General features: G+C 61.5%; 25 protein-coding genes and 1 pseudogene. 19 read left to right on the top strand and 7 right to left on the bottom strand.

The genetic code is table 11. From position 1 onward, the window contains the following. Positions 1–19: 19 nt before the first annotated feature. From ACYCUK_RS13675 to ACYCUK_RS13655, 5 genes are all read right to left on the bottom strand, one after another. A complete protein-coding gene (locus ACYCUK_RS13675) occupies positions 20–307 on the bottom strand; it encodes a hypothetical protein (RefSeq protein ID WP_461595273.1) in 288 nt (95 codons plus the stop codon). Between the two features lie 360 nt (positions 308–667). After that, a complete protein-coding gene (locus tag ACYCUK_RS13670; RefSeq protein WP_461595270.1) occupies positions 668–1267 on the bottom strand; it encodes a c-type cytochrome in 600 nt (199 codons plus the stop codon). Continuing rightward, complete coding sequence (gene soxC, locus ACYCUK_RS13665) at positions 1254–2444, bottom strand: sulfite dehydrogenase (protein WP_461595272.1); 1191 nt, start codon at positions 2442–2444, stop codon at positions 1254–1256. Before soxC ends, ACYCUK_RS13670 begins: the two co-directional genes overlap by 14 nt. 732 nt (positions 2445–3176) lie before the next feature. Beyond that, entirely contained in the window at positions 3177–3968 is a 792-nt protein-coding gene (locus ACYCUK_RS13660; protein WP_461595269.1) for a GntR family transcriptional regulator, read from the bottom strand. Next, positions 3965–5662, bottom strand: a complete 1698-nt coding sequence (locus tag ACYCUK_RS13655) for a sigma 54-interacting transcriptional regulator (RefSeq protein WP_461595268.1) — start codon at positions 5660–5662, stop codon at positions 3965–3967. The genes ACYCUK_RS13660 and ACYCUK_RS13655 overlap by 4 nt, the downstream gene beginning before the upstream one ends. Positions 5663–5966: 304 nt before the next feature. Here ACYCUK_RS13655 and ACYCUK_RS13650 point away from each other — a divergent pair, with 304 nt between their 5' ends. The 19 genes and pseudogenes from ACYCUK_RS13650 to ACYCUK_RS13560 all read left to right on the top strand — a co-directional run. Then, positions 5967–6191 (top strand): phenol hydroxylase subunit, encoded by a 225-nt coding sequence (locus tag ACYCUK_RS13650; RefSeq protein WP_461595267.1) that lies wholly within the window; start codon positions 5967–5969, stop codon positions 6189–6191. Positions 6192–6277: 86 nt separating this feature from the next. Continuing rightward, on the top strand, positions 6278–7285 hold the full coding sequence (locus ACYCUK_RS13645) for an aromatic/alkene monooxygenase hydroxylase subunit beta (protein ID WP_461595266.1): 1008 nt from the start codon (positions 6278–6280) through the stop codon (positions 7283–7285). A gap of 27 nt (positions 7286–7312) precedes the next feature. Then, positions 7313–7582, top strand: coding sequence for an MmoB/DmpM family protein (locus ACYCUK_RS13640; protein ID WP_112488471.1), 270 nt, complete (start codon positions 7313–7315; stop codon positions 7580–7582). A 19-nt stretch (positions 7583–7601) separates the two neighbouring features. Next, a complete protein-coding gene (locus ACYCUK_RS13635; protein WP_461595265.1) occupies positions 7602–9152 on the top strand; it encodes an aromatic/alkene/methane monooxygenase hydroxylase/oxygenase subunit alpha in 1551 nt (516 codons plus the stop codon). Positions 9153–9170: 18 nt separating this feature from the next. Next, positions 9171–9527, top strand: coding sequence for a phenol hydroxylase subunit P4 (locus ACYCUK_RS13630; RefSeq protein ID WP_461595264.1), 357 nt, complete (start codon positions 9171–9173; stop codon positions 9525–9527). Positions 9528–9585: 58 nt separating this feature from the next. Then, positions 9586–10650, top strand: a complete 1065-nt coding sequence (locus ACYCUK_RS13625) for a 2Fe-2S iron-sulfur cluster-binding protein (RefSeq protein ID WP_461595263.1) — start codon at positions 9586–9588, stop codon at positions 10648–10650. 3 nt (positions 10651–10653) lie between these two features. After that, on the top strand, positions 10654–11010 hold the full coding sequence (locus ACYCUK_RS13620; RefSeq protein WP_461595262.1) for a 2Fe-2S iron-sulfur cluster-binding protein: 357 nt from the start codon (positions 10654–10656) through the stop codon (positions 11008–11010). 17 nt (positions 11011–11027) lie between these two features. After that, positions 11028–11972, top strand: coding sequence for a catechol 2,3-dioxygenase (locus ACYCUK_RS13615; RefSeq protein ID WP_461595261.1), 945 nt, complete (start codon positions 11028–11030; stop codon positions 11970–11972). A gap of 21 nt (positions 11973–11993) precedes the next feature. Next, entirely contained in the window at positions 11994–12443 is a 450-nt protein-coding gene (locus ACYCUK_RS13610) for a GlcG/HbpS family heme-binding protein (RefSeq protein WP_461595260.1), read from the top strand. Between the two features lie 72 nt (positions 12444–12515). Continuing rightward, positions 12516–14027: a 2-hydroxymuconic semialdehyde dehydrogenase gene (locus tag ACYCUK_RS13605; protein ID WP_461595259.1), complete on the top strand. Its 1512-nt coding sequence runs from the start codon at positions 12516–12518 to the stop codon at positions 14025–14027. 18 nt (positions 14028–14045) lie between these two features. Continuing rightward, positions 14046–14915, top strand: a complete 870-nt coding sequence (locus ACYCUK_RS13600) for an alpha/beta fold hydrolase (protein WP_461595258.1) — start codon at positions 14046–14048, stop codon at positions 14913–14915. Between the two features lie 19 nt (positions 14916–14934). After that, on the top strand, positions 14935–15717 hold the full coding sequence (dmpE, locus tag ACYCUK_RS13595) for a 2-oxopent-4-enoate hydratase (RefSeq protein ID WP_461595257.1): 783 nt from the start codon (positions 14935–14937) through the stop codon (positions 15715–15717). A gap of 15 nt (positions 15718–15732) precedes the next feature. Beyond that, on the top strand, positions 15733–16047 hold the full coding sequence (locus tag ACYCUK_RS13590; RefSeq protein WP_461595256.1) for an SDR family oxidoreductase: 315 nt from the start codon (positions 15733–15735) through the stop codon (positions 16045–16047). A gap of 48 nt (positions 16048–16095) precedes the next feature. Beyond that, positions 16096–17019: an acetaldehyde dehydrogenase (acetylating) gene (locus ACYCUK_RS13585; RefSeq protein WP_461595255.1), complete on the top strand. Its 924-nt coding sequence runs from the start codon at positions 16096–16098 to the stop codon at positions 17017–17019. Positions 17020–17056: 37 nt separating this feature from the next. Next, a complete protein-coding gene (gene dmpG / locus ACYCUK_RS13580) occupies positions 17057–18103 on the top strand; it encodes a 4-hydroxy-2-oxovalerate aldolase (RefSeq protein WP_461595254.1) in 1047 nt (348 codons plus the stop codon). Then, on the top strand, positions 18100–18888 hold the full coding sequence (dmpH, locus tag ACYCUK_RS13575; RefSeq protein WP_461595253.1) for a 2-oxo-3-hexenedioate decarboxylase: 789 nt from the start codon (positions 18100–18102) through the stop codon (positions 18886–18888). The genes dmpG and dmpH overlap by 4 nt, the downstream gene beginning before the upstream one ends. A 45-nt stretch (positions 18889–18933) precedes the next feature. Continuing rightward, positions 18934–19806, top strand: a complete 873-nt coding sequence (locus ACYCUK_RS13570) for a SphA family protein (protein WP_461595252.1) — start codon at positions 18934–18936, stop codon at positions 19804–19806. Between the two features lie 53 nt (positions 19807–19859). After that, complete coding sequence (locus ACYCUK_RS13565; RefSeq protein ID WP_461595251.1) at positions 19860–20051, top strand: 2-hydroxymuconate tautomerase; 192 nt, start codon at positions 19860–19862, stop codon at positions 20049–20051. Between the two features lie 442 nt (positions 20052–20493). After that, positions 20494–20607, top strand: a pseudogene (locus ACYCUK_RS13560) (hypothetical protein); the annotation flags it as partial. A gap of 8 nt (positions 20608–20615) precedes the next feature. Here the strand turns inward: ACYCUK_RS13560 and ACYCUK_RS13555 are convergent. Both ACYCUK_RS13555 and ACYCUK_RS13550 read right to left on the bottom strand, forming a co-directional pair. Then, the gene (locus ACYCUK_RS13555; protein ID WP_461595250.1) at positions 20616–21605 is read right to left on the bottom strand and encodes a diguanylate cyclase domain-containing protein; all 990 of its coding nucleotides are present in this window, start codon (positions 21603–21605) and stop codon (positions 20616–20618) included. A gap of 41 nt (positions 21606–21646) precedes the next feature. Further along, positions 21647–23602 carry an EAL domain-containing protein gene (locus ACYCUK_RS13550; protein WP_461595271.1) on the bottom strand — a complete coding sequence of 652 codons (1956 nt, stop codon included), beginning with the start codon at positions 23600–23602 and terminating at the stop codon, positions 21647–21649. Positions 23603–23727: the final 125 nt, after the last annotated feature.

The raw sequence follows: 23727 nt of genomic DNA, 5'->3' as shown, positions 1-23727 counted from the left end.
CCAAGCGCGCCGCTTCCAGCTATGCCCGAGGCGTTGCCACGCAACTCGATACCCAGTTCGTCGTCTTGCAATTCGCGGCTGCGTCCCTCCGCGAGTCTTCCCCGATTTGCCGCGTGGCGAGATCAGGATCGTGCCACCCAGCCCCGCTCAATCCGGTAACACCATCAACTCCATCTGACGCGACTGTACCCCCTTGCTCCACCGCCAGGCTCTCGACCCCCACAGGCCCGCTGGCCCGCACCCCAAGCAGCCGCAGCTTGTGCTGCAGGTCGATCCGTTTGAGGCACTGCCCGGCCGCGCGGCGGATTTCTTGGCCATCGTCCGTGGGGACGTCCAGGGACAGATCCCGTGTGACGGTGCGGAAGTCCTCTCAAGGAAACGCAGGGCCGCCCCAAGTTTCCTTGACCCCCACGGGGGGCGGGTCGGCGAGCCGACCCTGGGGGCGCTCAAAGCGCAGCATCGCGAGGTCGGCAACGCGGCTTCCCAAATTCAGGGCTGGCAAGCCGCCATAGGTCCTTGACCCGATGCAAACGGGGTGAGCGATCAACTCCCCAGCACCCCCAAGCGTCCTCCCCACAGTGCAGGCTCGCTACTGTCGTGTGGAGGGGCTTGAAGCCAGCGGCAAGTGAGCACGTCCAACACACCAGGTCCAGTCCAGTTGCGCCACTTACGGACCTGAGACCGAATAGTTCGCAACGTTGTCTGTCTCTGGCTCTGGCCTTGAGTAGAAGCCATCGCGATTGGGCATCTTCACAGCTGGCAAGGTCTGGGCATTCATCACGGCGTCGTTCGGAATGATCCCGTTCCTGGCCAGAATAAACGCGGTCAAGGCATAAACCTGATCGCTGGTCAACGATTGGGGCTTGGTGAATGGCATCGCCCGGTGGATGTAGTCGAACAGACCGGTCGCATAAGGCCAGAAACTTCCAACCGTCTTCACCGGGGCATCCGTCGTGATGGTCCCAATGCCACCGACAAGGCGTGGAAACATGCCGTGCCCTGGGACAGCCATGCCCTGCCCTTCGGCCCCATGGCAAGCTGCGCACTGCGCCGCATACAACTTGGAACCTTCTGCAGGTGTGCCACTTCCAGACGGCAATCCGGCCCCGCTGGGCAGGACGTCAAGATTCCAGCCAGCAATCTGCGCAGGGGTTGCGGGCGTGCCAAATGCCAGTGACGCAGGATCGCCAGCCGCCGACGCATTCGCCATCGCGAGGCCGACGACAGCCATTGCTGACGCTCCGATGAAGCCTTTACGCGTGAACATTGGTCACCTCCCCATTGGCAGCGACTTTCCAGCTTTGGATGCCGTTCATGTGATAGACCGAGTTGTCGCCACGAGCGGCGACGAGCTGGCTGATGGTCGGCTGCACATAGCCCGTTTCATCGACATACCTGCTTTGCAATATTGCCGGTGCGCCACTCCATTCCCAGTCCAGCCGGAAGCGGGTCAGGCAACGCGACTGCACGGGGCCCTGCAGCGCAGCCTGCCGCCAGGTCCGCCCAGCGTCGGTGGAGACGTCAACCCGACTGACGCGGCCGTTGCCCGACCAGGCCAGTCCAGAGATTTGGTGGTAGCCGTGTTGGCCCAGCTTCATCTCTGCCGATGGGTAGGTGATGACCGACTTGGCTTCCATGATGAAGTTGAACTGGCGCGCCTTGCCGTTTTTCATCAACTCGGTGTAGTAGGCGGTTTCCTCATAGGTCTCGAACGGTGCGGAGCCAAACTTCAGGCGCCGCAGCCACTTGATGTTCATGTTCCCCTCATAACCGGGTAACAGCAGGCGCAAGGGGTAGCCTTGGGAGGGGCGCAGCATTTCACCGTTCTGCGCATAGGCGAGGATGGCATCTTCCCAAAGTTTCTGCACCGGGATGCTGCGATCCATGGCTGCGGCATCCGCGCCTTCGGCCAACGCCCAAGTGGCCTTCGGATCGACGCCGGCTTCGTCGAGGATGGCGGCGAGCGGCACGCCCGTCCACTCGGCGCAGCTCAACAGCCCGTGCGTGTACTGCACATTTTTCCCGATGGGTTTTCTCCACTCGGTCAAGGTGTTGCCGGAGCACTCCAGGAAGTGAAACCGGGAGACGCTGGGATAGCGCATCAAGTCGTCCATGGACAGGACGAGGGGGCGTTTGACCATGCCCTCGATGAGCAGCCGGTGCTGCGATGGGTGGATGTCTGGAACACCGGCATGGAGCCTCTCGAAATGCAGCCCGTTCGGCGTCACGGTGCCCTGCAGATACTGCAGCGGCGTGAAGTTCCAGGAGGACAGATCGGTGGGTGTGAGGTTCGTCGGGACCCGGACCACCGCTTTTTCATAGGGAGATGGATGGCCATAGGGCGTCAAAGGGCGCCCCTGCTCCTGCATCCACGGTGGGACGTTGGGTGGCAGATCGGCTGGGTTGGGGGGCTGCTCTTCCCATCCACCGCGATTGTTGAGCATTGCCGCATTCGTCTCTGCGGAGGCAGCCCTGCCGGTCAGAAGGGTTCCAGCTCCGAGTGCAGCCGTGGCGATGCTGGATAGCGCGGTACGCCTCGTCACCTTTGCCGATGGTTGCGTCACTTGAGTCTCCTCGATGTCATGTTGTTTTGATGGCTGAGCCGCTTTCACAGTAGGCCAACCGGAATGACCGCGCAAGTACAACGCTCTCGGGGGAAACCCGACCTTTCGGCGCTGGATTCGAAGCGTCTGTCACCAGAAACGGTGCGCCGCCGCAAGCGCGTATGCCAGTCATGCCTCTGGTCAACTGCGCGCGTAGGTGAAGCCGGCCAGTTCTCCATGGCAGAGTCGATCGGGAGTGAGGCCTGCTGCACCGCCGCCGCCTCGCCCCCACGCCGAGAGCGCGCCCACCCCACCGACGAACACCTGCTGCCGCTGTTCTGGCGCTGGGTGTCGAGGAAATAAGGCCAGCCCCCGTCATCTCGAAAGCGGGGTGCACGACGGCATGCTGAGCATGGATGCGCGACTCTTCACCTGAACGAGCCCTCATTGCCGCTCGGCATATCCTCCTCATCGTTGACCACCGCACCATGTCCACACCCCTGATCGCCGTCAGACCCAAAGGCCAATCATCTTCGCCACTCCGACGCGCTTCGGCAATCCGTGCGGCAGACGCGCGACTTCCTCGACCAGCATGGCGGCCAGAAAACAACCATCACAATCTCCACATCAGGATCACTGCGCTGTGTTGAGCAAGCATTGCGTTCCCTCCGGCGCGTTTTGCAGGATGGCCAGGGTCGTGCTGATGTGGTCTTCCAGGGCCAGTGCTGCGCGGGCGTCGGCTCTGCGCATGGCCGCCTCGAAAATCTCGCGGTGTTCGCGGTGGACGTCCCGATGACTGTCTTGCAGGCCAATCGAAAGTCGGCGGTAGCGCTCGCCGTGCTGCGACAGGATGCGCAACATCAGGTAGGTCCAGGGTGAGGCCGCGGCCGAAATCAGGTCTTCATGGAACCGTCGATTGCACACTTCCCAGGCGGTGCGTTTGTCGATGGAGATGGGCTGCTCATAGGCCGACAAGCGTTCGTAGCTCTCACGCACACGCATCTCCCAGACCTTGTCGCCATGGCGTACGGATTCGCGCAGGGCATCAACCTCGATGTGGATGCGCAATCGGGTGATGTCTTCGAGGTCGGCGAGTGACATCGGCGTGACCCGAAAACCACGCTGGCCTTCGGCGATCACCAAGGCATCACTGACCAGTCGTGTCAAGGCTTCGCGCAGGGTTCCGGCGCCGACGCCGTAGACGTCTTTGAGATGCTCGACGCGCAGCTTGCTTCCAGGAGGGTACTGCCCCTCGATGATGTGCTGGCGCAACTGCAAATAGGCTTGTTCAGCCAGGGTCCGCGCTGGCGATGCGCAGAGCCTGTCGATGGCGGCGATTTCTGCGCTTGCGCCATCCGCCAGAGCCAGGAGTTCACGCCCCGCAAATGCCTGTTGCAAAGGGTGAGGTCGTGTGGGTGTATTCATGGTTGCGGGTCCTCCCTGCCTGGTTTGCTGCCGAGGCGATAACTGAGTTGGGCCCGGGTCAGACCGAGCAAGCGTGCCGCGGCCGACAGATTGCCCTTGGTACGGCTTACCGCCTCTTGCAACAGGGCGCGCTCGAGCCCATCGAGCCCTTCCCCGCAGTTTTGGATCTGGTCTAGCAGGGATTGGCAGTCCATTGTGCTGGCGCGGCGGTGAACGAGTTCGCCCTGGGGGTTGACGGATGCACCGAGGGGCGGTGTCATGCCGGGGAAGAGATCGCGCGCATCGACCGCCTGATTCGGCTTGGAAAGGATGACGGCGCGCTCGACCAGGTTCTCCAGTTCGCGCACGTTACCCGGCCAGGCATAGTTGCGCATCGCATCGAAGGCATGGTCGGTGAGCATGGGACGTGGTTTGTTATGCAGCAGCGCAAAACGCTCCAGCATGCTTTGCGCCAGCGGCTCGATGTCGTCGTGGCGCTCGCGCAGCGGTGGGATCAGGACTGGGTAGACGTTGATGCGGTAGTACAAGTCTGCGCGAAAGCGCCCCTCGCGTACGGCCTGTTCCATATCCTGGTTGGTCGCCGCGACCAGCCGCACGTCGACCTTGCGGCTTTGGGTCGAACCCAGGCGCTCGACTTCGCCTTCCTGGATGACGCGCAAAAGCTTGGCTTGGGCCTGCAGAGGCAATTCGCCGATTTCATCGAGGAACAGGGTGCCGCCGTCGGCGCGTTCGAAACGGCCGGCGCGGTTTGCTTGCGATCCTGTATAGGCGCCTTTCTCAGCGCCGAACAGCTCGGACTCGATCAGATCGTGGGGAATGGCCGCGCAGTTGATCGCGACGAAAGGCTTGTCAGCACGGCTACTCAGCGCATGCAGAGCGCGTGCGAAGCGCTCCTTGCCGACGCCGGTTTCCCCGGCGAGCAGAACGGTCACCTGGGTGGGGGCAGCAGTGCGCAGCAGCTCATAAGCAGCCTTGAATGCCTCCGACTGGCCGATCAGGGCAGACTTGTTGTCGACCGGGGTTATTTCCTGGCGCAAGGACTCCACCTGGGTCTGCAGATCCTGAATCGTCGACAGCAGGGATTCGGGCTTGAAGTACGAGGCCAGTTCTTCCGCGTCTGGCCACTCCTCCTGCGGTCTGCCCACGATGTGGCAATGCCCGTCACCACAACCCACGCAGGACGTCTCCTTGTAAAGGATGGGTCGCCCCATGAAGGCGCTGGTGTAGCCCGAGGCGTACCCGATCAGCATCCAGCACACGGGAACCTCTTGCACGCCGAAGTCCCGTTTGTGGACCTCTGCCTCCCACGAGTGATCCCAGCGGAACTCACCTTGGAAATGGCCGGTTTGCACATCCGATTCAAACCGCAGGGGGGTGACCTGGACTGCGCCTTCGAGCATGTGCAGTTGCGGCCCGACGGCGAACATGTCGTAGAGGGACGACTTGCCTCGAATCTGCCGGGCCAGGGCGGCGTCGCGCTCACCTGCGGCGAACCCTGCGCGGGTGAAATACCGGCGGGTTTGCTGCGGCCCCACGCTTTCCATCAATTCTTTGCGCAAGGCGCCCAGCGCCGCGGCGTGGATCAGCACCATGCGCTGTCCCGCCAGCCAGATGCGGCCATCCCCGGCTGAAAAATGAATCAGCCGCCGCAAGTCGGCGTCAGAGGGCAAAGGCGGAAGGTGATGCTTGGCCATATCGTTTTCATCGAGATTTTTGCAATGCATCTCCAGGGGGCCAAACATACCCGTGATTTCATGAAACCGTCAATTCGTTCACTGCGGCCTTGATGAAATCGTTAAAAACAAGCTCAATCAAGATGCTGCATCGCGACAAGAAGGGCGGTAATTGATTCGTAAAAACCCTTGTAGGACCCGCAAGCAGAGTGTGGCTAGTGGATAAGTGGTTGGTGTTTTCCCTTAAATATCGAGATTTTTCGGATGAACGACGTCTTCCGGCATGGTTGATGCTTGTGTTGTAGCCATGAAGGAGATGCGAGTCATGCGCAACCAATCCGTATTCGAGCAGCCCATCGCATTCGATCCGAACGACCGGTTCGTCAAGGTCACACAAATCAACCCGCAAGGTTTCGTGGAGTTCGAGTTTTCGATTGGTACGCCGGAGTTGAGCGTCGAACTGATGTTGCGCCCTGCGGCCTTCGAAGAATTCTGCCTTGCGCAAAAAGTGTCGAGGCTCGACACCTTCGGCAGTTTCGTCAGGCACTGATGCTTTGCCAACGGGATTGGCAAGTCTGCAGCGCAGACCAAGTCTGACGTTCTTGCGAGCAGTTCTATCACCAAAAGGAGCAATTGATGACTGTCGATCTGAAGACTAGAGAAATCAAGCCACTGCGCCAGACCTATGCCCACGTAGCCCAGTACATCGGTGGCGATAAGACCGCATCGCGCTACCAGGAAGGCACGATGGGCGCGCAGCCGGCGGCCAATTTTCACTACCGGCCGACCTGGGATCCCGAGCACGAACTGTTCGACGCATCACGCACGGCGATCCAGATGAGCAACTGGTATGCGCTGAAAGATCCACGCCAGTTCTATTACGCCTCGTGGACCATGACCCGTGCGCGCCAGCAGGACGCCATGGAATCGAACTTCGAATTTGTCGAGTCCCGCGGCATGATCGATCTCATTCCTGCCGAAGTCAGGCAGCAGGCGCTGTCGGTTCTGGTCCCTCTGCGCCACGCGGCGTGGGGTGCGAACATGAACAACTCGCAAATCTGCGCCACGGGCTACGGAACAGCCTTCACCGCCCCGGCCATGTTCCATGCCATGGACAACCTGGGTGTGGCGCAGTACCTGACGCGTCTGGCGCTGGCCATGTCCGGTCCCGACCTTCTCGACGAAGCCAAGCAGGCTTGGCTGGCCGGCCCCGCGTGGCAATCCCTGCGCCGCTATGTCGAGGACACGCTGGTGCTGCAAGACCCGGTTGAGTTATTCATGGCCCAGAACTTGGCTCTTGACGGGCTTCTGTACCCGCTCATTTACGACACCTTCATCGACGACCACATCGCCCTCAAAGGCGGCAGTGCCGTAGCCCTGCTCACCGCCTTCATGCCCGAGTGGCACGACGAATCCAGCCGGTGGGTCGATGCCGTGGTGAAAACCATGGCAGCCGAGTCGGAAGACAACAAGGCATTGCTCACGCGCTGGCTGCGCAATTGGGAGGAGCAGGCAGCCAGCGCCTTGCTGCCGATTGCCGAGATGGCGCTTCCCGGCACCGGCCGCGTTGCGCTCGACGATGCGCGTCAGCAATTGCGCGCCCGTCTCGGAAAGTCGGGCGTCGCGCTGACCCCCGCCATCTAGCCGCCGTTCAGCATCCAAGGAATGTCCATGTCAAACGTATTCATCGCCTTTCAGGTCAACGAAGAGTCGCGCCCCGTGGTGGAGGCCATCATGGCCGACAACCCCAACGCCGTCGCAGTCGAGTCACCGGGCATGGTGAAGATCGATGCCCCCGGGCATCTGACGATCAAGCGCCAGAGCATCGAGGATCGCACCGGCGCACGCTTCGACCTGCAGCAAATCCACATCAACCTCATCACCTTGTCCGGCCACATCGACGAGGACGACGACCAGTTCACGCTGAGCTGGAAACACTGAACACCCCAAGGAGATCCAGATGGATACCTCTGCACTGAAGAAAAAACTCGGCTTGAAGGACCGCTACGCCGCCATGACGCGCGGCCTCGGCTGGCAGACCACCTACCAGCCGATGGACAAGGTGTTCCCGTACGACAAGTACGAAGGCATCAAGATCCACGATTGGGACAAGTGGGAAGACCCGTTCCGCCTGACCATGGACGCTTATTGGAAGTACCAGGGCGAGAAGGAGAAGAAGCTGTATGCGGTGATCGATGCTTTTCAGCAGAACAACGCTTTCCTGGGCGTCACCGATGCACGTTACGTCAACGCGCTGAAGCTGTTCATTCAGGGTGTTTCGCCCCTGGAGTACTACGCCCACCGTGGATTCGCCCATGTCGGGCGGCATTTCACGGGTGAGGGTGTTCGCGTGGCTTGTCAGATGCAGTCCGTCGATGAACTTCGTCATTACCAGACCGAAACGCATGCCCTCTCGACGTACAACAAGTTCTTCAACGGCATGCATCACGCGAACCACTGGTTCGATCGCGTCTGGTACCTCTCGGTGCCCAAGTCGTTCTTCGACGATGCCATCACGGCGGGGCCGTTCGAGTTCCTCACGGCCGTGAGCTTTTCGTTCGAGTATGTGCTGACCAACCTGTTGTTCGTCCCCTTCATGTCGGGCGCCGCCTACAACGGCGACATGTCCACGGTCACATTCGGCTTTTCGGCGCAAAGCGACGAGTCACGCCACATGACCCTGGGCATCGAATGCATCAAGTTCATGCTGGAGCAGGATCCGGACAATGTCCCCATCGTTCAGCGCTGGATCGACAAGTGGTTCTGGCGCGGCTACCGCGTGCTGACCCTGGTGGCGATGATGATGGATTACATGCTTCCCAAACGCGTGATGAGTTGGAAAGAAGCATGGGAAATTTATGCCGAGCAGAACGGAGGCGCACTGTTCAACGATCTGGCGCGTTATGGCATTCGCGTGCCCAAGAGCTGGAAGGACGCTTGCGAGGGTAAGGATCACATCAGTCACCAGGCGTGGAACACGTTCTACAACTATGCCGCTGCAGCACCCTTCCACACCTGGGTTCCCAATGAAGACGAGATGACCTGGCTTTCAGCCAAGTACCCGGAGACTTTCGACAAGCTCTACCGGCCTCGCCTTGAGTACTACCGCGAACAGGCCCAGCAAGGCAACCGCTTCTACAACAAGACACTGCCCATGCTGTGCACGACGTGCCAGATCCCGATGCTCTTCACCGAGCCGGGCGATGCGACCAAGATCTGCTACCGCGAATCGACCTACCTCGGCGACAAATACCACTTCTGCAGCGACCACTGCAAAGAGATCTTCGACAACGAGCCTGAGAAATTCTCGCAGTCGTGGTTGCCCGTGCATCAGATCTACCAAGGCAACTGCTTCAAGCCCGGCACCGATCCGACGCAGGAAGGTTTCGATCCGCTGATGGCCGTGATGGACTACTACGAGCTGAATTTCGGGAAGGACAACCTCGACTTCGAAGGCTCGGAGGACCAGAAGAACTTTGCGGCCTGGCGTGGCCAGGCAACCAGCAACTGACCGCAGGAGACCCTGACCATGACTGTCGTCGCCCTCAAACCTTACAGCTTTCCACCCAAGGATTCGGTGGACAAGTTCCCTGCGCCTCTGCTGTATATCGGCTGGGAAGATCATCTGATGTTTTGCGCTCCGTTTTGTCTGCCACTGCCGCCAGACATGCCGTTCAGCGCTTTGGCCGAAAACGTGCTGCCCGGTATTTACGGCTATCACCCGGATTTTTCCAAGATCGACTGGAGCAAGGTCGAGTGGTTCAAGTCGGGCCAACCGTTCAGACCCGACGCATCCAAGAGCTTGGCCGACAACGGGCTCAAGCACAAGGATGCGATCCGTTTCCGTGCTCCGGGGTTGAACGGAATCAAAGGGTCCTGCAGCTGACCTTCCAGCAATCGACAGCCAGGGCGGGTGCGCCCGTCCCGGCGCTTCGATCAACACCATGAGCCATCAACTCACCATCGAACCCCTGGGCGTCACCATCGAGGTGGAAGAGGGCCAGACCATGCTCGACGCGGCCTTGCGCCACGGCATCTACTTGCCCCACGCCTGCTGTCACGGCCTGTGCGGAACCTGCAAGGTGCGGATCGCCGACGGCGAGGTCGATCTGGGAGACGCCAACCCCTTTGCCTTGATGGACTTCGAGCGCGAAGAAGGCAAAGCCCTGGCTTGCTGCGCCACCTTGATGGATGACACGGTGATCGAGGCGGACATCGACGACGAGCCCGATGCCGAGATCATTCCTGTGAAGGACGTCAGCGCCGAGGTCGTGCGCATCGAGCAACTCACACCCACCATCAAGGCCCTGCATCTGCGGCTGAACCAACCGATTCGCTTCAAGGCCGGGCAGTACATCCAGCTCGAAATTCCAGGCATGCACCAGAGTCGCGCCTTCTCGATCGCCAATGCCCCCGCGGATGTTGCGGCCACGGGCGCGATCGAAATCAATGTGCGCAGGGTGCCCGGTGGAGAGGGAACCGCCTATCTCCACGAGAAGCTGGCCGTTGGAGACAAACTCAGGCTTGCCGGCCCTTACGGACGGTTCTTCGTGCGCAAGTCTGCCAACCAGCCCATGGTTTTCATGGCGGGGGGGTCGGGCCTGTCCAGCCCGCGTTCGATGATTCTCGATCTGCTGCAGGAAGGCTGCACACAGCCGATCACGCTGGTGTACGGCCAACGCTCGGCTGCCGAGCTGTATTACGACGCCGCTTTTCGCGAGCTCGCCTCGAAGCATCCCAACTTCAGCTATGTGCCCGCGCTATCGGAAAGCATTCATGGCGCAGGCCATCCGGTGGCACAGGGTTTCGTGCACGAAGCGGCCAAGAGCCGTTTCGCGAACAACTTCTCCGGCCACAAGGCCTATCTGTGCGGTCCGCCCGCAATGATCGACGCCTGCATCACGACCTTGATGCAGGGCCGGCTGTTCGAACGCGACATCTATTTCGAGAAATTCATCTGTGCGGCCGACGCGCAGCAGGTGCGCAGCCCGCTGTTCAAGAAGATCTGAAGCATGCATGCGACCAGCGTGAGGTACCAGGTGACGATCAAGCAGACAGGCGAAAGTTTTCCCTGCTCACCTGAAGAGTCGCTGCTGGCCGGCATGGCGCGGCTCGGGCGCCGCGGAATACCAGTGGGCTGCCTGAACGGCGGCTGCGGCGTCTGCAAGGTTCGTCTGCTGCGCGGCGAGGCGCAGAAGCTCGGCCCCGTCAGCCGAGCCCATGTGACCGTCGACGAAGAGTTGGCCGGATACAGCCTTGCGTGCCGGGTGGCTCCGCAATGCGAGATTGAGCTCGAAGTGGCCGGCAAGATGCAAAAGCCTTTTTTCAAGGGGTTCGTTTTCCAGACGGGCCAAGTTCCAACGAAGTAAACACGAGGAGATCCACCATGGGTGTAATGCGAATCGGCCATGCCAGCCTGAAGGTGATGGACATGGCAGCAGCGGTCAAGCACTACCAAAACGTGCTTGGCATGAAGACGACGATGGAGGACAAGCACGGCAATGTGTACCTCAAGTGCTGGGACGAGTGGGACAAATATTCGGTTGTCCTGACGCCTTCAGACCAGGCAGGACTCAATCATCTGGCCTACAAGGTCGAGCACGATGCCGATCTTGATGCGCTGAAAAAACGCATCGAAGCCTATGGCATCAAGACCCGAATGCTGCCCGAAGGCTCCATGCCGTCCACCGGGCGCATGCTGCAGTTCAACCTGCCGAGCGGGCATGAAATGCGCCTGTATGCGATGAAGGAGTATGTCGGTACCGATGTCGGCACGACCAATCCGGACCCATGGCCCGACGACATGAAGGGTGCCGGTGCGCACTGGCTGGACCACTGTCTGCTGATGTGCGAGCTCAATCCGGAAACCGGTGTGAACAAGGTGGCGGAAAGCACCAAGTTCATGCAGGAATGCCTGGATTTTTATCTGGCCGAACAAGTCATGGTCGGACCGGGGGGCAGCATCCAAGCTGCGACATGGATGTTTCGGACATCAACACCGCATGACATTGCGTTCGTTGGCGGTCCGAAGATGGGCCTGCACCACATCGCCTTCTTCCTCGACTCGTGGCATGACTTGCTCAAAGCCGCAGACGTCATGGCCAAAACCAAGACCAAAATCGACGTGGCCCCGACCCGACATGGCATCACACGGGGCGAGACGATTTATTTCTTCGATCCGAGTGGCAATCGCAATGAAACCTTCGCAGGCCTTGGCTATCTGGCCCAGCCGGATCGACCGGTCACCACCTGGACGGAAGACCACCTCGGCAGCGGCATCTTCTATCACACCGGGGAGTTGGTGCAATCGTTCACCGAGGTCTACACCTGATTGCCGAGACCAGGAGACGACATGGATCAGACTCGTTCACCGCACAGCGTCGAAGCCCGTCTTATTGACTGGCCGGCGGCGAATAAAGCCGTCGAGGCCGCCGCGAAGGACGCGCAGGGCCTCGGTGTGCGCGTGAACATCGCGGTGGTCGATGCAGCAGGGAATCTGGCAGCGTTTTTGCGCATGCCGGGAGCCCCGCTGCATTCCATCGACATCGCGATCGACAAAGCCTACACGGCAGCCAGTTTCGGCCTGCCCACGAGCCGCTGGAGCGAGGCGTTGCTGAGTCATTCCGAAGCGGTGCGCCAGGGCATGGTGCTGCGGCCCCGCTTCATCGCCTTCGGCGGTGGCCTGCCCATCGTCGAAGCTGGCCACCGCATCGGCGGCATCGGGGTTTCCGGCGGCAGTGAAGAACAGGACGAGCAATGTGCCCAGGCCGGGTTGCAGGCGCTCGGCCTGAAACGGACCTGAACCGCCGGAAACACCATTGCCCTTGAATCCCACGCCGCACACAACGCACGCAACAACGGTCACGACTCCATCATGCTGATCACGGAACCTCAGGCGTCTGCGCAAGCAGCGAGCAGTTCTGCAACTGCCGTCAAACAGATCAAGAATTTCATCAACGGGCAGTATGTCGCTGGCCAGCAATGGTTCGACAAGCGATCCCCACAGAACAACGCCGTCATCGCCCGCGTGGCTGAGGCCAGTCGGGCTGAAGTCGACGCCGCCGTCGTCGCTGCGCACGCCGCGCTCCATGGGCCTTGGGGCCGCATGACCATTGCACAGCGGGTTGACCTGCTGTACGCCGTCGCTGACGGCATCACCCGCCGCTTCGACGACTTTCTCGCAGCCGAGGTCGAAGACACCGGCAAGCCCATGAGCCTGGCGCGGCATGTGGACATTCCCCGCGGTGCGGCCAATTTCAAGATCTTCGCCGATGTGGTGAAGAACGTGCCCACCGAGTTCTTCGAGATGCCCACCCCGGATGGGACGGGTGCCATCAACTACGCCATGCGCCGCCCGGTCGGCGTGGTCGGCGTGATCTGCCCGTGGAATCTGCCCCTGCTGCTCATGACCTGGAAGGTCGGCCCGGCACTGGCCTGCGGCAACACCGTGGTGGTCAAGCCCTCGGAAGAAACGCCGCAAACCGCGGCACTCCTCGGCGAGGTGGTGAACGCCGCAGGCGTGCCACCCGGTGTGTACAACGTGGTGCATGGCTTCGGGCCCAATTCCACCGGCGAGTTCCTCACCACCCACCGCGGCGTCAACGCCATCACCTTCACCGGCGAAACCCGAACGGGTGCCGCCATCATGAAGGCCGCCGCCGACGGTGCCCGCCCGGTCAGCCTGGAGATGGGCGGCAAGAACGCCGCCATCGTGTTCGCCGATTGCGATTTCAACGCCGCGATCGAAGGCACCCTGCGCTCGTGCTTCGCCAACTGCGGGCAGGTCTGCCTGGGCACCGAGCGGGTGTATGTCGAGCGTCCCCTTTTCGACCGCTTCGTCGCCGCGCTCAAAAAAGGCGCCGAGACCATGCAGCTCGGACGCCCGGAAGACCCAGCCACCAGCATGGGTCCGCTCATCAGCCAGGAGCACCGTGACAAGGTTCTTTCTTACTACAAGAAAGCAAAAGAACTGGGCGCAACAATTGTGACCGGCGGCGGCATTCCCGACATGCCTGGCGACCTCAAGAATGGGGCCTGGGTCCAGCCGACGATCTGGACGGGTCTGGGTGACGACTCGGTCATCGCCCGCGAAGAAATCTTCGGCCCTTGCGCCCTGGTCATGCCTTTCGACTCCGAAGACGAAGTCATCCGCCGTGTCAACGACAACGACTACGGCCTGGCCACCGCGATCTGGACCACCAATCTCTCCCGCGCCCATCGCGTGGCAGCCGCCATCGACGTGGGCATCGCCTGGGTGAATTCCTGGTTCCTGCGCGATTTGCGCACCTCGTTCGGCGGGGCCAAGCAGTCGGGCATCGGCCGCGAGGGCGGGGTGCATTCGCTGGAGTTCTACACCGAACTCAAGAACGTCTGCGTCAAGCTGTGATTGACCCGAAAGCCTGCCATGAATGCCCCACAAAATCCCACCGGCAACCCCGAGATTGCCCACACAGTCGTTGCGGGAGGCATCCGCACCAACTACCACGACTTGGGGCAGGGCTTTCCGGTGCTGTTGATCCACGGCTCAGGCCCCGGTGTTTCGGCATGGGCCAACTGGCGCCTGATCATGCCCGAGCTAGCCAAACAGGCGCGGGTCATCGCCCCCGACATGGTGGGCTTCGGCTACACCGACCGCCCTGCCGGCCAGCGCTATGACATGGACACCTGGGTGGCCCAGGCCATCGGGCTGCTCGATGCCTTGCACATCGAGCAAGCCGACCTCATCGGCAACTCCTTCGGTGGCGCGCTGGCGCTGGCACTGGCCATCCGCCATCCGCAGCGCGTACGCCGGCTGGTGCTCATGGGCAGTGTGGGCGTGGAGTTCCCCATCACGCCAGGGCTGGATGCCGTATGGGGCTACGCCCCGTCGCTGGAGAACATGCGCAAGCTGCTGGACATCTTCGCCTACGACCGCAAGCTGGTCACCGACGAACTGGCCAAGCTGCGCCATGAAGCCAGCATCCGACCCGGCTTTCAGGAGTCGTTCGCCGCCATGTTCCCCGCCCCGCGCCAGCGCTGGGTGGACGCCATGGCGAGCAAGGAGGAAGACATCCGCCTTGTGCCGCACCAGACCCTGGTGATCCACGGCCGCGAGGACCAGGTCATCCCGCTGTCCAACTCGCTCGCGCTGGCGAACTGGATTGCTCGTGCGCAACTGCACGTGTTCGGCCAATGCGGGCACTGGACGCAGATCGAGCATGCAGGCCGGTTTGCCCAGTGCGTTCGCAACTTCCTCTCCGAGGCCGGCCAGGACGAACCCCAGCCGCTCGCTTGACAACACAGCCAAACCGTCCATGACCCCTGAACTGATGATCACCCTCGGCGACGAGTTGTACAGCGCGCTCAACGCACGCAACACGCTCGAGCCCCTGACCGACCGCCGCCCCGACATGACCATCGAGGACGCCTACCGTGTGCAGCAGCGCGTGGTCGGCCGCCGCCTGGATGCCGGAGAAGCCGTCGTCGGTAAAAAAATTGGCGTGACCTCCAAAGCCGTGATGGACATGCTGGGCGTTTACCAGCCCGACTTCGGCTACCTGCTCTCCGGCATGGTCTACGGCGAAGGCCAGACGATTGCCCTAGACACCTTGATTCAGCCCAAGGCCGAAGGCGAGATTGCCTTCATCCTGAAGAAAGATCTGATCGGCCCTGGCATCACCAACGCCGAAGTGCTGGCTGCCACCGAATGCGTGATGCCGTGTTTCGAGATCGTCGATTCGCGCATCCGCGACTGGAAAATCAAGATCCAGGACACCGTGGCCGACAACGCCTCCTGCGGGGTGTTCGTGCTCGGCGACCGGGCCGTGAGCCCGCGCGCGGTCGATCTGTCCACCTGCGGCATGGTGCTGGAGAAAAACGGCGAAGTCATCGGCACCGGCGCAGGCGCTGCGGCACTCGGTTCGCCGGTCAATGCCGTGGCCTGGCTGGCCAACACCCTCGGGCGCCTGGGCATTCCCCTGAAGGCTGGCGAGGTGATTCTCTCCGGGGCTTTGGCCGCCATGGCCGTGGTCAAGCCTGGCGACAACTTCCGCGTGTCCATCGGCGGCATCGGCAGTTGTTCCGTGCGCTTTGCCTGATGATCTGGAACGGCCATGGACTTGCAGCTCTCCGGCAAAAAAGCCCTGGTGACCGGATCCAGCGCCGGCATCGGCTACGCCATCGCCCGCACGCTTGCGGCGGAGGGCGCGCAAGCCTTTTTTGCCAAGCTCGCTGCGGAGCAGGGGCAAAGCCCCGAGCAGTTCGTGCAGCATTTTTTCGAATCGGCGCGTCCCACTTCGATTCTCAAACGCCTGATCGACCCGGCTGAAGTGGCCGCCGTGGTGGCCTTCGTTTGCAGCCCGCAGGCTGCTGCGATCAATGGCGCCGCCGTTCGCGCCGAAGGCGGCGTCGTGCGCTGCATGGGTTGAGTACGACGATCCACCATCTACCGATTTATTGAAACCAAGGAAACTTCCATGACCAAGAAAATCCGTTGTGCCCTCATCGGCCCCGGCAACATCGGCACCGACCTGCTGGCCAAGCTCATGCGCAGCCCCGTGCTCGAGCCCGTGTGGATGGTGGGCATTGATCCCGCCTCGGACGGACTCAAAAAAGCTCGCGAGCTCGGAATCAAGACCACTGCAGAGGGCGTTGACGGGCTGCTGTCCCACGTCAAGGCCGACAACATTCAGATCGCCTTCGACGCCACCAGCGCCTATGTGCACAAGGCCAACTCCGACAAGCTCACAGCTTTGGGTGTGATGATGATCGACCTCACGCCCGCGGCCATCGGCCCATATTGTGTGCCCCCAGTGAACTTGAAAGAGCACATCGGCAAGCGCGAGATGAACGTCAATATGGTCACCTGCGGCGGGCAAGCCACCATCCCCATGGTCTACGCCGTCAGCCGGGTGCAGCCGGTGGACTACGCCGAAATCGTCGCCACCGTCTCCAGCAAGTCGGCCGGCCCCGGCACGCGCAAGAACATCGACGAGTTCACCCGCACCACATCAGCCGCCGTGGCCAAGGTCGGTGGCGCCAAGCAGGGCAAGGCCATCATCATCATCAACCCGGCCGATCCGCCATTGATCATGCGCGACACCGTGCATTGCCTCGCCGTGACCGAACCCGACCAGGCCAAGATCACCGCGTCCATCCACGCCATGGTCCAGGAAGTGCAAAAGTATGTCCCGGGCTATCGCATCGTCAACGGCCCGGTGTTCGACGGCAACCGCGTCTCGGTCTATCTCGAAGTCGAAGGCCTGGGCGATTACCTGCCCAAGTACGCCGGCAACCTCGACATCATGACTGCGGCAGCGGCGCGCACCGCCGAGATGTTCGCCGAGGAAATCCTCGCCGGCAAGCTCAAGCCCACACCCATCGAACCCGTAGCCGCTTGAGCGCCTTGCGTTCAAGACACCGCACAAAGGAAACGCCATGAATCTCAAGGGCAAAAAAATCACCGTCCACGACATGACCCTGCGCGACGGCATGCACCCCAAGCGCCACCAGATGACCCTGGAGCAGATGCGCTCCATCGCCAAGGGGCTGGATGAAGCCGGGGTGCCGCTGATCGAAGTCACCCACGGCGACGGCCTGGGCGGCTCCTCGGTCAACTACGGCTTTCCCGCCCACAGCGACGAGGAATACCTGGGCGCCGTCATTCCCCTGCTCAAGCACGCCAAGGTCTCCGCGCTGCTGCTGCCCGGCATCGGCACCGTCGACCATCTCAAGATGGCGCACGACTTGGGTGTTCGCACCATCCGCGTGGCCACCCACTGCACTGAGGCCGACGTGTCCGAGCAGCACATCACCCTGGCGCGCAAGCTCGAGATGGACACCGTGGGCTTTCTGATGATGAGCCATAGGAACAGCCCCGAAGGCCTGGTCAAACAGGCCAAGCTGATGGAGGGCTATGGCGCCAATTGCATCTACATCACCGACTCGGCAGGCTACATGCTGCCCGACGACGTCAAAGCCCGCATCAGCGCCGTGCGCCAGGCGCTCCAGCCCGAGACCGAGCTGGGATTCCACGGTCACCACAACCTGGCGATGGGTGTGGCCAACTCTCTGGCCGCCGTGGAGTGCGGCGCCAACCGCATCGACGCCGCCTCAGCCGGTCTGGGAGCTGGCGCCGGCAACACGCCGATGGAGGTGTTCATCGCCGTGTGCGACCGCATGGGCATCGAAACGGGGGTGGACGTGTGGAAGATCCAGGACGTGGCCGAAGACCTTGTCGTGCCGATGATGGACTTCCCGATCCGCATCGACCGCGACTCCCTCACCCTGGGCTACGCCGGGGTGTACGGCTCCTTCCTGCTGTTTGCCAAGCGTGCGGAGAAGAAATACGGCGTGCCGGCACGCGACATCCTCGTCGAACTCGGTCGCCGCGGCATGGTCGGCGGCCAGGAAGACATGATCGAGGACACCGCGCTGACCCTGCAGCGCCAGCGCCAGCAAGCCGCGCAAAAGGTGGCTGCATGACCCTGCCTGCGCAAGCCATCGCCGATCTCGCCCGGCATCTCGACACCTGCGCCAGCCAGGCACGCGACACTGTCAAAATCACCGACGCCCATCCTGAGATGGACTGGGACGACGCCTACGCCATCCAGGACCACATGCGTCGCCAGCAGCTGCAGCGCGGCGCCCGCCTGGTGGGCTACAAGGCTGGTTTGACCTCACACGCCAAGATGCGTCAGATGGGGGTTGAGACCCCGGTGTTCGGCTACCTGCTCGACAGCTTCGTGGTGGCCGACGGCGGTACGTGCAAGACGGCCGAACTCATCCATCCCAAGGTCGAGCCGGAGATCGCCTTCGTTACCAAGGCCGAACTCAAGGGGCCACGCTGCCATATCGCCGCGGTGCTGGCGGCCACCGACTTCGTCATCCCCGGCATCGAAGTCATCGACAGCCGCTACCGCGACTTCAAGTTCGACCTCAAAAGCGTCATCGCCGACAACACCTCCGCAGCGCGCTTCGTCATCGGCGGCCAGCCGATGACGGTGCAGGGCCTGGACTTGCGCACCGTCGGCGTGGTGCTGGAGAAAAACGGCGAGCCTATGGCCTTCGGTGCAGGCGCTGCAGTGCTCGGTCACCCTGCGGCGGCTGTCGCAGCACTAGCCAATCACCTCGCCGCACGCGGCGAATCCATCCCCGCCGGCAGCCTGATCCTCTCCGGCGGCATCACCGAGGCCGTGGCCGTGCAAGCCGGCGATTGCGTGAGCCTGCGCGTGCAGGGCATGGGAGCGACGGGGATGCGATTCGTCTAGTTGTTTCAAGTGATCGTTCATTCAATCCAACAAGAGGAGACTTTGATGAAGATGAGAGGAAAGCTTTGTTTGGCATTTGCAGCCGCCGCGGTCAGCGTGACATCGTTTGCGGCAGGCCATTATGTTCCCGGAGTTGAGGGAATTCAGGCGGCGTCGGTACCACCGCCCGGGATTTACTATCTTGGATATTTAGTCAATTACAACATCAATGAAATATCGGGAGCCCCTGGTGACAACACCGGAACGGTGTCGGTCTTGGCAAACCGTGGTGTTTGGATCAGCAGCCACAAGTTCCTGGGTGCGGACTACGGCATGGAGGCCATTGCCCCTATACAAGCAAATTCGCTGACATTGAATGGCATCGGTTACAGTGGGACAAGCAGAGGGCTCGGGGACATTTATCTGGGGCCAGTCGTGTTGGGCTGGCACGGCTCAAATTGGGATGGAGTTTTTGCGCTCGGCGAATGGCTGGACAATGGAAGCTATTCTGCAACCAACCCATCGTCAGTCGGTTTAGGCTACAAGTCGACGATGCTGACCCTTGGCGGCACTTTTTACCCGGACGTCAAAAAAGAGTGGTCTGCCTCCGTTCTGGCTCGCTTTGAAAAGAATGGGACGCAAAGCCAAACTGGCATTACGCCAGGCAATGGATTGTCGGTCGAATGGGGCATCGCCAAGCAAATCGGGGGCGGTAAGCAACTTGGGCTCGTGGGTTACTACCAGGATCAGACTTCGAACAATAGCGGCCCCGGGGCGAGCCCGTTGAATCCAAGGAAGAGCGCCATCGGCATTCAGTTCGATTACCCGATCCTCGATCACGGATTGTTTCTTAAGTTTGCTGGTTACACCGAATATTCCGCAAGCGGCGGTGCGGTCAAGGGCAATCTGCTGCGCATGACCATCGTCAAGGCGTTTTGACTTTTATGACCTGAGTGCCATGAATCTTGGCGCTCAGGCATTCGGAGAAATTCATGCCCATAGTGCATCTTTATATTCTTGAAGGCCGTGACGACGAGAAGAAAGAGCGCCTTATTGCAGAAGTCAGTGGGGCTATTCACCGCACCATCGACGCACCCATGGAGTCCATTCGCGTCTTGATCATTGAAATGCCCAAGGAGCATTTCGGAATCTCTGGGCAGAGTGCAAAAAAACGCGAAAGGTAATTTTCATCGAAGCGCAAGTATTACACCCGAATCGATCGGATTCTATTCCAATTTATTAAGAATGCTCACCGATTTTTGTAGTTAGTATCTGATCGCTCTTGGCGCGACTGCACTGATCTTCACTGTTCATTCTTGGCAGGCCTCAGCGTGCTGTCCCAGAGATAGCCTTGCTAAGGCGAGCGAGCTTCTCGAGGATGGACTCGGCGATAGCCGCCCATGCGAATAGCTTGCGTGCTGGTTCCAGTCGGTGGCGAACTGCTCGATGCGCCGCCGCAGATCCGCGACGGAGTCGAACGAGCCCTGAGGAACGCCTGAATGCCGATTTCAAACAGGTCATGTGCAAGAAGGTGCCGGTGCGCACCAAGTCCCGGCTGCAGGCAGCGACTGAAGAGCATATATGCCAGCCCGCTAGCGCCCAACGGCTCAGACCGCCGGACAGACTTGGCGGGGTCGAGGCAAGATGCCATGCTGGTTGAGCGCCGAGGTCGCTGCTTGCCGGGATGTGACGACCTTGGCGATCGCCTGGGCATCTGTATCGACAATCCGATGTGCCTGAAGCCGCGCCTACTGGCCGTAGACGCCCCAGAAGCGCTCGCGCTGCGCCTTGTTCGCCTTGACCTCGCGCAGCACCTGTTCGGTATGCCGCAGCAAGCCCTGGGCATCGACGTTGTCATCGGGGTAGAGCGTGATGCCCATGCTGATCGGGCATTGCCACAACAGCGTGTCGGACAGGGTATAGGGCACGTCCAGGTCGAGTTGCAGGCGCTCCAGCAAGGGAGCGATGTTCTCCAGGCGGTGGATGTCTTCCAGCACCAGCACGAAATCATCGGCGTCCAGCCTGACCACCAGGTCGGTCCTGCGCAGCGCGCGCCGCAGGCGCTCGGCCAGTTGCTGCAGCACCAGATCCCCCAGGGCCGTGCCATGCGCATCGTTCACGGATCGGAAGGCGTCGAAGTCGAGCCGCGCCACCGCCACTTTCGTGCCGTTGCGCCGCGCGCGGTCCAATGCGGTGGGCAACATTTCGTCCAGGGCCGCGCGGTTGAGCAGGCCGGTCAGGGCATCGCGCAAGGGGCTGCGCTCGAGCTGTCGGCGCACCTTGTCGCCAGCCAGCCGATAACCTTCCATCTGCCAGGCTTCATCGCGCCGCAGGCGCTTGTACAAGGCCGCCATCAGCGGCCGGCGCTGCGGCAGCGACAAATCGGCGGCGAAGGCCTCGAAATCGGCGGCAAACAGCGACGACGTGGTCATGATCCACAGCGGCGGCAGCCCCCAGCGGTAATACAGATCCCCGACCTCGATCATGCGGTGCTGCAGTTGCAGGGTGTATTGCGGCGCGAGCAACTCCCGGTAGTGATCCTCATGCATCTCGATGAGCTGGGCGCACTGGTCCATGCTGAGGGCGCTCAGCACGCCCCCCTGGGTGCTCAGGATCTCGACCTGCTCCTGAAAGGCGAGCGTGGGTGCCTGCGCACGGTTCAGCAACTCGGGAGCGAATTCAGCCAAGGCCTGGGCTTCGGCGTGCGTCAACTGCAAAAAATCCATCAGGATCTGCATGCTTCGCTCCAATCTGTGAAAGCTCGAGGACATCATTCGCATCACTCAGGCGAATACCCGTCTTCCAGCCAGACCCGGCTGAGCGCCTCGGTCAACTGTTGACGTGTTTCGATATACCCCGGGCTGCCCGTCCCCTGCAAGGCATGGGCGTGGTTGCGCGCCAACAGCTCCAACAAAGCCTCTTGCGGCGCGTCACACTGCGCCAGGTAGCGTTGAACCAGGCAGGGGGCGTGCACAAAGTCCTTCACCAGCTCGGGCCAGCGGACCAAGGCCACAAGCTGCTCATCCCACAACAGATAGCCCGCCAGGGCGCCGAGCGCGGTACGCGGCTGCTGCGGATCGGCGCCATAGCGGAAATCCCGAGCCCACCCTCCCAGCGCCTGCGCCGGCATCGGCCGGGCAATGCCATACCCCTGGCCATGGTCGGCGCCAAGAATCGCCGCAGCCTCGATCAACCCCTCGTTCTCGAGCCCCTCCACCGTCACCGGGATGTTGAAGGCGTGCGCCAGGCGGGTGAGGTGGCAGATGAACTCCAAGGCGCGCATGGGCCTGTCCAGGGCGCTGCGGACCAGGCCCTGGTCGATTTTCACGGCATCGAAGGCCATGTGGTCCATGCGCAGCAGCGAACTGTAGCCCGAGCCCAGATCGTCCTGCACGATCCGGATGCCTGCCCGCTTGAATTCCGCGATGCGCGCATCACGCTTCCGGATGTCGATGGGATCTTGCGTTTCCAGGATCTCCAGTTGCAAGGTGCTCGCCGGCAGCCCCCAGCGGAACAGCGTCTCGAACACACTGTCCCGATAGATGTCCTGCGTCAGTCCCTCGGGAGGGATGTTGATCGCCACGGGAAACTCCAATCCCTGCGCACGCCACATGCGTACATCCTGACAAACGTGATCCAGACCCAGTTGAAACAGGCGCAGCAAACCGGCTTTGCCCAGTGCTGGCAAAAATGCAGCGGGCGCGATGCTCTGTCCATCGCTTCCCTGCAAGCGCGCCAAGGCTTCGACATGCTGCAGGCGTCCTTGCCGCATGTCGATGACCGGCTGGTACACCATGCCGATCGCCCCCAATTCGATGCGTTGCCGATACGCCTGGCGCGAATTGGACACAATCACCATGCTTTGCTCCCAGCGCAGCACCGCATGGCTCAAGGCCTGTTGAACATGCTGCAGCAAGACCCTGCGCGCCGTCGTGCTGAAAAATCCCGGCCAGCGGCTGTAAATCCCGAGGATGGCGTATGCATGCCCCGCCTCGTCGAGCAGCGGCACCGCCGCCGAGGAACGAAATCCGAGCCGCACACCCTCGGCCTGCCAGGGGCGCAGCGTCAAGTCCAGCCCGAAGGTTTCGCTGACCTCGATCTGCGCACTGCGCCAGGCCCGTCCCGCCGGGTCTTGACTTGCCGCGCTGTCGGCGCAGGCTTGGATCCAGGGCACATGATGACTTTGCAAGGCCTCGGCATATTGCTGGCCATCCTCACCGCCAAAAGCTTCGATCTGCAGGAAACCCAGCGCATCGGGTCTCGCGAACAAACAAGCCAGCACCCCGTCGAGCGTGGACAGGGCCTCCATCGCGTCGTGCAGCAGATCCGACAGGTTGCCGGCCGCCCGAATCGCCTTGTCGATGGCCACCACAGCCGCGGCCGTTTCGACATCGACCCGATAATGACTGGTGATCTGGGCTTCGATGTCGAGCATCAGCCGCTGCAGCACGGCTTGCCCCAGGCATTCCTGTTGTTGCACATCCAGACCGCTGGCCGGCAGCAGACGGCGGATCTCCAGGTGGTAGAGGTGGTACGCCTCCAGCAGCGATGGCAGATCGACCCCCACCATCTCGTGCACGCGCCCCACGCGCAGGGCCCGCTCGAAGTGCACCTGCGCCGTCAACTCGGCGGACATCAGCAGGTCCAGATACCAGGCTTGTTTGCGCTTGAGTTGTTCCAGCTCTTGCGCATTCAGCCGCGCCAAGATGGCGGCGTTTGAAGGCCGGCGCGTCAGTTGACCATGGAAAAAACGCTCAGCAAAGATTAAATTAGCATTACTAATTAATTCTTTTATTTTTGCGAGTAATAACCCGATTTCATGACTATACGCCGAGGAAAATTCGGAAAAAAACTCGGGGG

The sequence above is a fragment of the Thiomonas sp. genome, from assembly GCF_054608695.1.
The sequence above is the reverse complement of the archived record's forward strand: the minus strand, read 5'-3'. Positions and strand labels throughout refer to the sequence as shown.